The organism is Streptomyces sp. NPDC002795 (assembly GCF_042888725.1).
Classification (GTDB): Bacteria; Actinomycetota; Actinomycetes; order Streptomycetales; family Streptomycetaceae; genus Streptomyces.
The window spans coordinates 107840-118967 of record NZ_JBIAQB010000006.1; the positions used below are offsets into that span (position 1 = coordinate 107840).

7 protein-coding genes, 1 tRNA gene and 1 pseudogene are annotated in these 11128 nt (G+C 70.2%); 4 read left to right on the top strand and 5 right to left on the bottom strand.

What is annotated here, in order from left to right:
- Window positions 1-4: 4 nt before the first annotated feature.
- From ACFYWS_RS19260 to ACFYWS_RS19280, 5 genes are all read right to left on the bottom strand, one after another.
- Entirely contained in the window at window positions 5-4507 is a 4503-nt protein-coding gene (locus tag ACFYWS_RS19260) for a DUF6531 domain-containing protein (protein WP_389277656.1), read from the bottom strand.
- 25 nt (window positions 4508-4532) lie between these two features.
- Window positions 4533-5258, bottom strand: a complete 726-nt coding sequence (locus ACFYWS_RS19265; RefSeq protein ID WP_389277659.1) for a hypothetical protein — start codon at window positions 5256-5258, stop codon at window positions 4533-4535.
- A gap of 35 nt (window positions 5259-5293) precedes the next feature.
- Entirely contained in the window at window positions 5294-5608 is a 315-nt protein-coding gene (locus ACFYWS_RS19270) for a hypothetical protein (protein WP_389277662.1), read from the bottom strand.
- Between the two features lie 76 nt (window positions 5609-5684).
- The gene (locus ACFYWS_RS19275) at window positions 5685-5984 is read right to left on the bottom strand and encodes a WXG100 family type VII secretion target (protein WP_389277664.1); all 300 of its coding nucleotides are present in this window, start codon (window positions 5982-5984) and stop codon (window positions 5685-5687) included.
- Window positions 5985-6372: 388 nt separating this feature from the next.
- A tRNA-Arg gene (locus tag ACFYWS_RS19280) sits at window positions 6373-6445 on the bottom strand.
- 333 nt (window positions 6446-6778) lie between these two features.
- On the opposite strand from ACFYWS_RS19280, the gene ACFYWS_RS19285 reads away from it, so the two are divergent.
- The 4 genes and pseudogenes from ACFYWS_RS19285 to ACFYWS_RS19300 all read left to right on the top strand — a co-directional run bounded on the left by ACFYWS_RS19285 (window position 6779) and on the right by ACFYWS_RS19300 (window position 10993).
- A complete protein-coding gene (locus ACFYWS_RS19285) occupies window positions 6779-8422 on the top strand; it encodes a dynamin family protein (protein ID WP_389277667.1) in 1644 nt (547 codons plus the stop codon).
- A gap of 218 nt (window positions 8423-8640) precedes the next feature.
- Window positions 8641-10392, top strand: coding sequence for a GTPase (locus tag ACFYWS_RS19290; protein WP_389277670.1), 1752 nt, complete (start codon window positions 8641-8643; stop codon window positions 10390-10392).
- Between the two features lie 135 nt (window positions 10393-10527).
- Window positions 10528-10882: pseudogene (locus ACFYWS_RS19295) on the top strand (single-stranded DNA-binding protein); the annotation flags it as partial.
- A 63-nt stretch (window positions 10883-10945) separates the two neighbouring features.
- Window positions 10946-10993, top strand: coding sequence for a hypothetical protein (locus ACFYWS_RS19300; RefSeq protein WP_389278826.1), 48 nt, complete (start codon window positions 10946-10948; stop codon window positions 10991-10993).
- Window positions 10994-11128: the final 135 nt, after the last annotated feature.

The window sequence follows — 11128 nt, forward strand, 5'->3', positions numbered from 1 at the left end:
CCTTTCATCGCTGGAGGCTATTGGTGAGGAGCTTCCCTGCGTCGTCCCCGAAGAACACCACCTGGTTCCCGAACCACTTGCCGGGATAAAAGTTCATGAAATCCTTCACGTTCCCCAGCATCGGCCCTTCCACCATCTCGTAGGGGAGGTCCTTCTTGCCGTTGCGGTACTCATAGACGAACCAGTCGAGTTCCTCGCTCTTGCCCTTGAACGTCTTCGAATTGAGGGCATCGAACTTGTCCTTGGGGACACGGAAGTGGAGGACCTCGGCGTTCTTGCCGCTCCTCGATGCCCAATCCGTTGCTTGCTGGGCGTTCCGCGTGGTGTAGAAACCGTTCCCGAAGTCCATGGGGCGAGTACTGATGCTGGTGTTCACGCCGTCCCGTCGGATACTCGCGGCGGCATTCTTGTTGGTCCCGTGGAACAGATCCACATAACAGTTGGGAGCCAGGCCCAGGACGTCGGTCGCCGTATGAGGGTTGTCGACATAGGTGACCGGGTTGGGAGCCGGGTCCAGACCCAGCGGGTCCGGTGAGGTGTACCGGCCCGTTTCGGGGTCGTAGTGACGGAAGTAGTTGTAGTAGAGCCCGGTTTCCGGGTCCTCGTACTGGCCGGGGAACCGGAGCGGGGTGACGGCCGTGGCGTCCCGGTTGCGGGCGGTGGTGCCCCAGAGGGTGGTGCGGGAGTGCCAGGCGATGTCGCCGTGCTCGTCGACGAGTTCGGTGGGGGTGCCGACGAGGTCGGTGACGATGGCGAAGAAGCGGGAGTCGTACTCCTCCTGCGTTCTCGGCCTGCGCTCCAGCTGTGTCAGGGGCCGGTGGCCGTCGTGGTCCCAGGTGAGCGTGACACCGGTGGCGGAGTCGGTCTGCTCGGCGAGCCTGGTGCCGTCCCAGCTGAAGCGGACAGCCTCGGCCACCGAACCGTCTTCCGCCATGCGGTACTTGGCGGTGCGGCGACCCATCGGGTCGTACGTGTAGTGCCAGCGGGTGCCGTCGGGGATGACACAGGCGGTGAGGCGGTCCTCGGCGTCCCATTCGTAGCGCCAGGTGTCGGGCTTCTGCGACAGCCTGCGCTTCTGGCGCAGTACCAGGCGGCCGGCGGCGTCGTACTCGTAGCGCACGCTTCCCGCAGTCTCGACGCGGGTGCCGTTGTAGGCGCGTTCGCCGCGGGCCTCGGCGCGGCCTGCCTTCTCCGGCCAGGTCGCCTCGGTCTGGTTGCCGGCCTGGTCGTAGGCGTACGACTCGGTCCAGCCGTCGGCGGTGACCGCCAACGGGCGGCCGACCGGGTCCAGTTCCAGCTGCCGACTGATGCCGGTCGCCTCGTCGGTGACTGAGGTCAGGTGGTTGTCGGGACGGTAGCCGTACCTGCGGGCACGCAGTGTTTCGCCCCGACTCGTCAGGCCGTGGGCCACCGGGCGGCCGGCCACGTCCCACGAGGTGGACATCGTCACCGGCGCGGCGCTGGAACGCAGGACCCGGGTCAGCTCACGACCCGCCGCGTCGTACGCGAACTCCAGTCGGCGGCCGTCCGTCGTCAGCGCACTGCGACGGCCCGCCTCGTCGTACGTGAGCTCGCTGAACGCGCCCGTCGGAGTCGTGCGGGAGACGCGCCGTCCCAGGAGGTCGTACGCATAACCGGTGGTGCGGCCGTCGACCGTCTCCGACAGCAGGCGGCCCATCGGGTCCCGCTCGAAGGCGAGAGCCGAGGTGGGGGTGGCCACGCGGACGAGGTCGCCTGTCGCGTCGTAGGTGTAGTCGGTCCGCACCCCGGCCGCGTCCTTGGCCGTCAACCTGCCGATGGCGTCGTACGCGTACGTGATCTCCTCGCCCAGCGGAGTCCTGCGGCCGGCCAGACGGCCCGACGCGTCGTGGCTGTACGAGATCTCGCGGCCGTCGAAGTCGGACTCCGCTATCAGGTTGCCTGCGAGGTCGTAGGTGTAGTCCCAGGTCAGCCCCTGCGGGTTGGTGACTCGGGTGAGGCGGAGTTCGGGGTCGTAGGCGAAGGTGTGGCGGACACCGTCCGGCGTGGTCCGGGCGGCCACCTTGTCGAAGTGGTTGTACTCGTAGCGGGTGGTGCCGCCCGCGGGGTCGGTGCTGGTGAGGCAGTTGCCCTCGCCGTCCCAGATCATCTGCTCGCTTCGGCCGTCGGTGCCGGTGCGCCGCGCGGGCAGCCCCTCGACGGTCCACGCCGAGCTGCTGCTCGCACCCAGCGGGTCGGTGACGGTCGTGGGACGGCCGAACGCGTCCCGTTCCACCGATGCGGTGCGTCCGGACGGATCGGTGACGGACACCGGCAGTCCCGCGCCGTCGACCTCGTAGGTCACCGTCGCCCCGGACACGTCCGTGCTGGTGGCGACCGCCCCGGTGGGGTGGTGGGTGAACCGGTTCGTGACGCCTTCCGGGCCGATGACGGCGGTCAGGTTGCCACGCTCGTCGAACTCCTGCTGCCAGGTCACCCCGTCGTGGCCCGTCGACGAGACGGGGAGATGCAACCCGTTGAAGGCCGCTGTGGACCGGCTGCCGTCCGCACGCTCGACGACAGTGAGGTCGCCGGCCGTGTCGTACTCGTAGCGGGTGGTGTTGCCGAGGGCGTCGGTGCGGGCGAGGAGGTGGTCGTAGCGATCCCACTCGGAGGTGGTGGTGTGGCCCAGGGGGTCCGTCTCGCCGACGACCTGGCAGAGGTCGTTGAGCTGGTACACGGTCGTGGCGCCGCAGGCGTCGGTGTAGTGGGTGCGGAGCTCGTTGGGGTCGTAGGTCCAGCGGGAGGAGAGGTAGCCGTCGGGGCCGATGGTCTCGGTGATGCGGTGGGCGTCGTCGTAGACGTAGCGGTAGGTGGAGTTGTTCCGGTCGGTCCAGGACGTGATGCGGGACTGCTCGTCGTAGCCGAACACCAGTGGTTGGCCGGAGGAGTTGACGACGTGGGTGAGGTTGCCGTCGGCGTCGTGCTCGTAGGACATGACCTCGACGGGACCGTCCGGAGTGGTCACCGAGAGGCCGGTGATCAGGCCGGCGATGCAGCGGACGTCGACGTGGTAGCCGCCGGAGTGGAGCAGCTCGGTCGGGGTGCCGTCCGCGAGACGGGAGACGACGACCTCGTTGTCATTGCGGTCGTGCCAACGGGTCAGCCAGTACAGGCCGTTCTCGTCGTCGGGATGGTCCGCGAAGGTCTGGACGAGACCGGTGTGCGGGTCGGTGACGCGGTAGGTGGCGCGGCCCGTGGCGTCGTCCGTTCCCGCGCGGGTCAGCGGCAGGCGGTCGCCTTCCTCAGGCCACACCGGCTCGTCGGATTCGGCGTTGGGGAGGCTCGGGTAGGTGAGGATCGACCCGTCCTCGCGGGTCCACCACACGCGCTCCCGGTCGTCGATCTCCAGGCGCTCGTCGAGGGCGGAGGCCCAGGAGGGGCCGAAGAACTGGCCGTAGCGGTAGGTCGACAGATACGTCCGTGAGATCGTCAGCGGCAGCACGCCCGGCAGCGTCAGATCGGTCTGCTGCAGCAGCATTTCACCGCTGGCGACGTCGACCGGGTCGGTCTTGCAGGTACGGCTGTTCAGGCCCCGGCTGCTGGTACGGATGTTGGACGGTTTGACGGTTGAGGGCTTGACTCCCTTGAGGGCCGAGCCGATTCCCTTGATGCCCTTGAGGAGCGCACCGCCGCCCGCGACGAGTCCTACGAAGCCGAGGACGATCTCGGCGATGTCCCAGTCGCCGGTCTCGGCCATGATCGACATATTGATGCCGAGTGAGGCGGCACCGGCGACGACGGCACCGATGGTGAGGGCGATGCCGAGCCCCTGGAGGCCGGGGATGAGCAGCGCCAGCACACCGAGGACGGCGCTGATGATGGCGAGGGCTTTGCTGAACGCCTTCTTGATCTTGTCCCAGAGGCTGTACCCGGCGACGGACTCGTCGCGGGCGTCGTCCAGCTTCTGGGCGGCGACGGAGGCGTCTTCCTCGCGTACTTGGCGGGCGTCCTCGGCGAGCATGCGGGCGGCGTCGAGGTCGGCCTGGGCGTCGTCGGCCTGTGCCTGGGCGCCGGACTGTTTGCTGTGGGCCTCGTCGAGGGCGCGGCGGGTGCTGGCGCGGGCTTCCTTGTCGTCCGGCGGATGCTTCTGGCCGTCGAGGTGGCTGATGTCGGCGCCGGCCGCCTTGACGACATCGGTGGCGGATTCGAGCCGGTCCTTGGCCTCGCGCCCCTTCTCCAGGGCGTTGTCGGCGTTGCGCTGCTGATCACGCAACGAGTTGACGTACGTGTCGAGGGCGCCTGCTGCCTGGTCGTAGGAACTGTGCAGCTTGCGCACCTGGTTGGCCAGGTCGCCCAGCTTGTCCCGGAGTTTGTCCATCGTCTTGCCCTCGCCGACCTGGTCGTTCTCCAGGCCGGAGACGAGGGGCAGGGCATCGCCCGCGTTGTCCGCTACGGAGCGGTACTGGCGGGCGAGATCGCCGAGCATGTCCGCATCACCGGGGGTCGGGTCGTCCGAGAACCCGAAGACGTCTTCCCAATCGGACACTGCTGGACGCGCCATGGCCGCGACCTCACTTTCCCTGTGCTGCGTCGGTCGTATCGGCTGCGTCGGTCGTATCGGCCTGGCCGTCGAAACGGAGCGACTCCGCGATCGCGTCGAAGACCTCGTAGAACTGTTCCGCCAGATCCACGTTGGGAGTTGAGCTGGCGATCACCAGGTAGTCGTGGGTGTTGGGCACCGGAACGAGCGTGTGCCGCACCGCGGTGGGAACCCGCTTCCCCTGGTAGTCGATGTCCTCGATACGGGAGATCCGCCCGGCCGCCCCGGCGTGGGGCAGCTCCACCAACTCCACCTCGCCGGGCGGCAGTCCGCTGCCCTCCGCGTCGGTGCCGAGCTGTACGCCGGCGGCCATGACGAGGTCCGCCAGATCCTCCGACTCCCCCTCGGGAACGGAGATCCGCAGCACGACCGTCGTCGCGCTGAGCACCAGCGGACCGCTGCCCGCGCGCAGGATCCTGATCATCCCCGACGCCCGCAGCGCACCCTTCGAGTGCGCCTCGCGGGCGATGCGCCGCGTACTGCGGATCAGCCCGTCCAACTGCTCGCGGGTCAGCTGCGGGGCCTTCTCCACCTGTGCCTCGATACGGCGGCGGATCGACGCGTCCCGGGTGCTCGGGTCGAGGTCGAGCTGCCACCACGAATCGGGGAACCTCAGGCTGTACTCAGCGGGCGCGGCGGCCTCGGTGGCCTCGGCCGGCTCGACCGCCTCCGGTCGCTCCGTGGTCGGTTCCGTCATGGCGCTTTTCCCTTCGGCGGGACGTTCTTCCGTCGTCACGCTTCCTGCTTGTCTTCTTCGAGCGATTTGACGGTCTCGTTGTCCGTCTGCGTGAAGTTCTCGGCGATCGTGTCCGTGTTGTCGGCGAACGTCTTCACGTTGTCGTGAACCCGCTCGTGACCCGCCACCCACGCCTTGTCGAACGCGTCGAGGGCGTCCGCGAGCGTGCTGTCGCCGGCCAGACTCTTGAAGTCCCCCGAGCCGCCGGTGGCGTTGTAGAGCGTCGCGGAATTCCCGATCAGATCCCCGATGTTCTGAAGCTCCTTGACGGTGTCCTTCAGGTCCTGCACAGGCACGCTGATGTTGCCCATCGGTGTCCCCTCTCCTGTCCCAGCCGCCCGGCCCCGCCCTCACAGGGAGGGCGGGGCCGGGCGATGCGGGGGAGCTTCAGCCGATGGAGCCGGCGGTCTGGTCGTCGGTGTCGACGAACGCGTCGGCGACCTGCTGGATGAACTCGCTGACACCCTGCAGACCCTCGATGGCCTTCTCGGTGCCGTTCTTGTACTCCTCCCAGTACGGGCGGAACTTGCTCTCCGAGCCGGGCGTCGCGTAGGCCGCCTCGACCATCTCGTCCATCTTGGTGTTGGCCTCGTGCAGGCTCTGCTGCATGAGTTCCTTCTGGTTCTGCAGCCAGGTGGACGCCTCGCGCATCTCTTCGGGGCTGATCTTGATGTTGCCGCCGGCCATCTCGGTTCCTTCTCTCGTCTCGATTCGCCCGCGGTCCTAGATCCGCGCACACCGGGGTCTACGGGGCACTCGGCGAGGCGGTTCATGGCTGTTGCGGAACGGTGACGAAAGGGGGAGGGAGGTGCGGACCTGGGGGAAGGTTCGGGGTGCGGGGCCTGCGGCCGCGAACAACACTGTGACGCCGGACCACGAACACGTCGTGGCTAGGCGTCACAGACTCCCTGCCGACACGAGGGCGCGACCGACGGACACGCTTACGGAGCCGGAGGCGGCCTGCCAGCCACGCATCCGGTGCGGCGGCTGGTCTGTCACGGGTGCGGCGGGCCGGCTTGCCCCGACACCCGCCGGACCAGCAAAAAGGCCCCGCCGAAGCGGAGCCTTGGAGAGGCGCCCCCGGCAGGACTCGAACCTGCGGCCAAGCGCTTAGAAGGCGCCTGCTCTATCCACTGAGCTACGGGGGCCGGTGTGTGGCCGGTGGCTTGGTCGGGGGATGTGGGGTGATCCATGACCTTGCCGGGGACAAGGATAGGGCTCCCGGGTCCCTGTCCCTGCTGCTTCGCCTCCGCGGAACGATGTGGAGGTTCGGTGAAGCGGTCCCGATAATCGCAGGTAGGTACGAATCCTGCAGCGCTTTTGGCGTCATACGCCTCGGGTGTTGTGCACTCGTTATGCCTGCGCCCCCAGTCGCCCCTTCCGTCCCGCTGTGTGCTTCCTGTGCCGTATCGCGTAACTTATCGGCGCGCAGAGGTGGTCATATGCTTCATAAAGCAGCCAAAATTGGGCATTCTTCACGTGTGGTGACCTTGGACGTTCAGCCTCAGCTGCTCAACGCAATTACCGCGCTGCGCGATCGTGTCGCCGCCGCGCGCTTTCCGCTCCCGCTCGCGGGGGCGCCACGCGCGCGTGCCAACCGCGGCGAGCTGCTCGCACAACTCGACGACTATTTGGTGCCCCGCCTGCAGGCTCCCGAAGCGCCCCTGCTCGCCGTGGTGGGCGGCTCCACGGGTGCCGGTAAGTCGACCCTGGTGAACTCCCTCGTGGGGCGTGTTGTGAGCGAGGCCGGGGTGCTGCGGCCCACCACGCGTACTCCCGTCCTTGTATGCCACCCGGACGACCACCACTGGTTCTCAGGAATGCGGGTGCTGCCCGACCTCACGCGCGTGTGGATGCCCAAGCAGGCCGACGGCGGCCTGGAGGGGGCGGGCGAGGGGGAGGACGACCTGGAGCCCGTTCCCGACGCGGAGGAGCGTGTGCTGCGCGTGGAGACCTCGGGGGTCCTGCCGCGCGGGCTCGCGCTGCTCGACGCTCCTGACATCGACTCCCTCGTCGCCGAGAACCGGGTGCTCGCCGCGCGGCTGATCAGTGCCGCCGACGTGTGGGTCATGGTCACCACCGCCTCCCGGTACGCCGACGCCGTGCCGTGGCGGCTGCTGCGTACCGCCAAGGAGTACGACGCGTCCCTCGTCACCGTGCTCGACCGGGTGCCCCACCAGGTCGTCACCGAGGTCTCCCGGCAGTACGGCGCCCTGCTCGCCAAGGCCGGGCTCGGCGAGGTGCCGCGGTTCACCGTGCCGGAACTTCCGGAGTCGACCGGCAACGGGGGGCTGCTGCCCGCCACCGCCGTCGCCCCGCTCCGCGCCTGGCTGACCCATCGCGCCCAGGACCCCGAGGCACGCGCCCGCGCCGTGGCCCGCACCGCCCGCGGCACGCTCGACTCGCTGCGCGCCCGGATGCCCGAGCTGGCCGCGGCCGTCGCCGCCCAGCACTCCGCCATGGTCCGGCTCACCTCTTCTGTTGAGGACGCGTACGAGACCGAGCACGCGCGCGTACTGGAGCGTTTGAAGGAGGGGGGCGTGCTCTCGGGGAATGCGCTGAAGCACTGGCGCAGTTACCCGGCGGACTGTGTGGCCGGTGAGCTGCTCGACGCTCTGGTGGAGAGTCTCGGCTCCCTGTTGGCGTGTGCGGTGACCGCTGCCGACGAGCGGGTCGACGAGGCCTGGCGCCGCGAACCAGGCGCCCGCGCCACCGAACTACGTAGGCAGGGCCCCGGGTCCGAGACCGCCGAGCAGCGGATCGGTCTTGCCGTACGACGCTGGCGGCGGGTGCTCGAGGAGTACGCCGAGGACGAGGTGCGGGCCGCCGCCCAGGCCATGGAGGGCTCGCCGCCCGACGCCGAGGCCGTCGCGGCGCTCGTCGCCACCGGCCTGCTCGGCGGGCGCCGGGGCAAGGCCGCCGGCGAGAACCTGGCTGAGCGGATCGGCGCCCAGGGTGCCCTGCGGCTGCGCGATCGCGGTGGACAGCTCTTGAGTGAGTACCTGAACACCGTGCTCGGCGCGGAACGCGAGCGTCGCCTCGCGCCGCTCGACGCGCTCGACATCACCCCCGAATCCCAGGCCGAGTTGATCGCGGCCCTTTCGCTGCTGCAGAAGGAGAGGTGAGGGCGCTGAACGCCGTCACGGATCAGACCGACCCCAACCCCAGGGATCCCGCCGACCGTACGGACCGTGCTGTCCCTGCGGACCGTGCTGTCCCTGCCGGACCTGCCAATTCCATGGGCGGCTCCGGCGCAGCCACGGGGGGCGAAGCCTCGAAAGCCGTCGTGCCGGAAGCGGTCTCATCCGAAGGTGGCGCTGTGACTGCCGGGGGACCTCAAGGCGTGGAGATTCCCGAAGGGCGTACGGAGTCCACCCCCTGGGATGACGGTCTCATCGCGCGGCGCGTCGCCAAGCAGGGCGGCGAGGTGGCGGTGCCGGCCGGATCGGGGACGTACGACGGGCAGTTGAAGCAGCGGCTCGACGCGCTGCGGGAGCTCGTCGGGCTCTCGCGCACCCGGCTCGACGGGCCGACCCTCGCCGAGGCCGGGCACGTGCTCGACGAGGCCGCGGCCCGGCGGCGGCTCTCCTCGCGGCACACCGTCGTCGCGATCGCGGGGGCCACAGGGAGCGGCAAGTCGACGCTGTTCAACACCCTTGCGGGCATGCCCCTCTCGGAGACCGGGCTGCGCAGGCCCACCACTTCCGCGCCGATCGCGTGCAGCTGGACGGACGGGGCCGCCGGGCTGCTCGACCGGCTCGGGATCCCCGGGCGTGCGCGTCGGCGCCCCGCCCAGGGGCAGCCGGGGCAGCAGGGCGAGACGGCGCTGGACGGGCTGGTCCTCATCGACCTGCCCGATCACGACTCCGCCGCCCTCGAACACCGGGAGCAGGTCGACCGGGTGCTCGGCCTCGTGGACGCCGTGGTGTGGGTCGTCGACCCCGAGAAGTACGCCGACGCCATGCTCCATGAGCGGTATCTGCGGCCCATGGCGGGGCACGCGGAGGTGATGTTCGTCGTGCTCAACCAGGTCGACCGGTTGCCCGGTGAAGCCGTCGAGCAGGTCCTGGACGATCTGCGGCGGCTGCTCGACGAGGACGGCATCGCGCTCGGCGAGCACGGCGAGCCCGGTGCCACCGTGCTGCCGCTCTCCGCCCTCACTGGTGAGGGCGTGGACGACCTGCGCGACTGCCTCGGCCAGGTCACCACCGAATGCCGGGCCGCCGCGCGCCGGATCGGCGCCGACGTCGACGCCGCCGCCGACCATCTGAAGCAGGTGTACGCGACCGGGCGGCAGAGCGGGCTGAGCGAGGAGGCCCGCGAGGAGTTCGCGGACCGGCTCGCCGAAGCCGTCGGCGCGGCCGCCGCGGGCCAGGCGGCCGGGCGGGAGTGGAGCCGGGGCGCCAACCGGGCCTGCGGCACCCCGTGGCTTAGGCTCTGGCGCTGGTACGAGGACCGGCGCGTGGTCGGCTCGACCGTCACGGCCCCCGTGGTCGCTGCCGACGAGGAGGTCACGGCCCGGCAGCGCGTCGAGCACGCCGTGCGGGTGGTCGGCGACGCCGCCGCGACCGGGCTGCCCGCCGAGTGGGGGCAGGCCGTGCGGGAGGCCGCGACGCGGGGCGGCGAAGGGCTGCCCGAGGCGCTCGACGAGCTGGCGTCCGACGCCGCCTCCGGTGCCGCGTCCGAGTACCCGAAGCCGGGGCACGGTGCCGGGCGGCCGCCGCGGCCCGGCTGGTGGCCGGTCGCGGTGTTCGCGCAGGTGGCCATGACGTTGCTGCAAGTCCTGGGTGTGCTGTGGCTGTTGGGGCAGGCCGTCGGGGTCTTCTCGACGAACCTGGGACTGCCCCTGCTGCTGGTGCTGGCGGGGATCGTGGGCGGGCCGTGCGTGGAGTGGTCCTGCCGGATGGCGGCGAAGGGGCCTGCGCGCCGGTACGGGCAGGAGGCCGAGCGGCGGCTCAGGGACGCGGCCGCGGCCTGTGGCAGGGCGCGGGTGCTGGACCCCGTCGCGGCGGAGCTGCTGCGGTACCGGGAGGTGCGGGAGCAGTACGTACGGGTGGCCGGGGGAGTGGCGGGGATTTCCACAACCCGCGGGTAGCACACAGGCGTCGGCGGGGATCGCGGCGCGGGGGCAGTCTGTGATCGCGGCTCGGGAACGGCTCGGGCCGCGCACGGACGTCCTGGCCTAGCGGGGCCTGGCGGGCCGGGCGGTGAGCAGGGGGAGGGGTTCCGGATGAGCAGCGAGACGATGGTGACCGTGGTGGGGAACGTGGCGACGACACCGGTGTTCCGGGAGTTGCCGACAGGGCCGGTCGCCCGGTTCCGACTCGCGGCGCACACCCGCCGCTTCGATCGGGTGCAGAACGTGTGGGTGGACGGGCACACCAATTTCTTCACGGTGTGGGCCTGGCGCGCCCTGGGGACGAATGTGCAGAGTTCCTTGGCGCTCGGTGAACCGGTCATGGTGCAGGGCAAGTTGAAGGTGCGCGACGAGGAGCGGGGCGGGCAGCACTGGACGTCGGCGGACATCGAGGCGGTCGCGATCGGGCACGACTTGTCGCGCGGCACCTCCGCGTTCCGCCGGGTGCAACAGCTCCGCGCGGAGAGCGCGTCGCGGGTCGATTCTCCGTGGGGCGACTCTTCCCGGGGCGATTCTTCGCGGGGCGATTCTTCGCGGGGCGATTCTCCGTGGGACGTGACGAAGCCGGACGCGATGCAGCAGTCGGACGCGATGCAGCAGTCGGGCGGGGCGAGGTCGGACGCGATGCAGTGGGGCGCGGCGAAGGCGGACGCGCCGAGGCCGGACGCGGCGAACCAGGGCGCGGCGAAGCCGG